The organism is Streptomyces sp. NPDC006332 (genome assembly GCF_040612855.1).
GTDB lineage: Bacteria > Actinomycetota > Actinomycetes > Streptomycetales > Streptomycetaceae > Streptomyces.
Genome location: NZ_JBEXRA010000136.1, coordinates 1 through 2,029 on the forward strand (window position 1 = coordinate 1; position 2,029 = coordinate 2,029).

Consider the following 2,029-nt stretch of genomic DNA (forward strand, 5'->3'; position numbering starts at 1 on the left):
ACTTGGAGCGCTGACGGGCAGCTGCGGTATCTCGGTCGGGCCGATGACCAGGTCAAGATCCGTGGTCAGCGTGTTGAGCTCGGGGAGATCCAGACCCGTCTTGCCGAGTTGCCCGGTGTCGCTCAGGCCGCGGTCGTGATCCGGGAGGACCGCCTCACCGCCTACTACGTCGCCGAACCCGACGCCGTACCAGACTTCCTCCTCCTTCGTACGCACCTGCCCGAGCACATGGTCCCCTCTGCCTATGTCGAGCTGGAGGCGCTTCCCCTCACCCCGAACGGCAAACTCGACCGCAAAGCCCTGCCCGCCCCGGACGTCACTTCCACCACGACCCGCCCTCCACGCGACCCGCGCGAAGAACTCCTGTGCACCCTCTTCGGCCAGGTCCTCGGCATCGACACCGCCATCGGTATCGACGACAACTTCTTCGCCCTGGGCGGGCACTCCCTGCTTGCCACGCGCCTGGCCAGTCGTATCCGTACCGTCCTGGGCGCCGAACTGCCCCTGCGCACGATCTTCCAGGCCCCCACGGTGGCCTTGCTGGCCCAACACATGGACGGTGACATCGAGCACCGGTCGTCCCTCACCGCCCAGAACCCCCGGCCCGACCGCATCCCCCTCTCCCACGCCCAGCGACGCCTGTGGTTCCTCGACAAGATGGAGGGCGGCAGCCCCACCTACCACATGCCCCTCGCCGTCCGCCTCAACGGCGACCTGGACACCCACGCACTCCAACAAGCCCTCACCGACGTCATCCACCGGCACGAAACCCTCCGCACCGTCTTCGAAGAACACGACGGCGAACCCATACAGAAAGTGCTGCCCTGCACCGAGGCAATACCCACGCTTGGACGGGTGCCGGCCTCCGAGGAGCAGCTCACAGATCTGCTGACATCCGCCGCGGCACAGCCATTCAGCCTGAAGGCCGATATACCCCTACGGGCAACGCTGTTCACCGTCAGTCCGGCTGAGCACGTGCTGCTCCTGGTCGTGCACCACATCGCGGCCGACGGCTGGTCCTTGACGCCGCTGGCCCAAGACTTGTCCGCCGCCTACCGGGCCCGGGCCCAGGGCGAGGCACCGGAGTGGGCGCCCCTTCCGGTCCAATATGCCGACTACACCCTCTGGCAACACGAGCTTCTCGGGGACGAACACGACCCCGCCAGCCGGGCCGCCCGCCAACTCGCTTACTGGCGAACCGAACTCGACGGGTTGCCCGCCGAGCTTGCGCTGCCCTACGACAGCCCGCGTCCACGCCACCCCAGTCACCGGGGCGGCAGCGTGGCGTGGGAGCTCCCCGCCGCCGTACACCAAAAGCTGGAGGCGCTCGCACGGGAGTCCGGGGCCAGCCTCTTCCTGCTCGTCCATGCCATGCTCGCCGGCCTCCTCACACGGCTCGGGGCAGGCCACGACATCCCCCTTGGCGCACCCATCGCCGGACGCACCGACGAGGCCCTTCACCACCAGATCGGGTTCTTCGTCAACACCCTCGTCCTGCGCACCGACACCAGCGGCGATCCCACCTTCCGCACCCTGCTCCACCGCACCCGGGAAACGGGGCTTCACGCCTACAGTCACCAGGACCTCCCCTTCGAGCGAATTGTCGAAGAGCTCAACCCTGTGCGCTCGGCTGGTCGGCACCCTCTGTTCCAGGTCATGCTGAACCTTGAGGACGATCTGGCGGCCTCCCCCTTCGAATTGCCCGGCATTGAGGTGAGCGCCGAGGCAGTCGCGGTGGACGCGGCCAAGTTCGACCTCATGTTCAACGTGGTCACCGCTGCCGACGGCGCGCTGCGTGGCAGCGTCGACTTCGCGACCGACCTGTTTGATCACGCGACCGTGCAGGGCATGGCCGAGCAGTTCATCAGGCTCTGCGAGGCTGTCGCCGCCGACCCTGACCGTCCGCTGGCCGACTACGTACTTCTCACTCACGATGAGCGGCGTCGGCTGTTGGGGGAGTGGAATGACACGGTTGTTGAGGTGGGTGGTCCTGGCACGTTGCATGAGCGGTTTGAGGAGCGGGTTGCTG

2 protein-coding genes are annotated in these 2,029 nt (G+C 67.2%); one reads left to right on the forward strand and one right to left on the reverse strand.

Going from position 1 to position 2,029, the window contains the following annotated elements; genetic code table 11:
* Window positions 1–216: hypothetical protein (locus ABZ027_RS43135; protein ID WP_356778591.1), on the reverse strand; the 216-nt coding region annotated here is incomplete at its 3' end.
* Here ABZ027_RS43135 and ABZ027_RS43140 point away from each other — a divergent pair.
* A partial coding sequence (locus ABZ027_RS43140) for a condensation domain-containing protein (RefSeq protein ID WP_356778589.1) occupies window positions 136–2,029 on the forward strand: 1,894 nt, incomplete at its 3' end. The two genes, ABZ027_RS43135 and ABZ027_RS43140, sit on opposite strands and share 81 nt — an antisense overlap.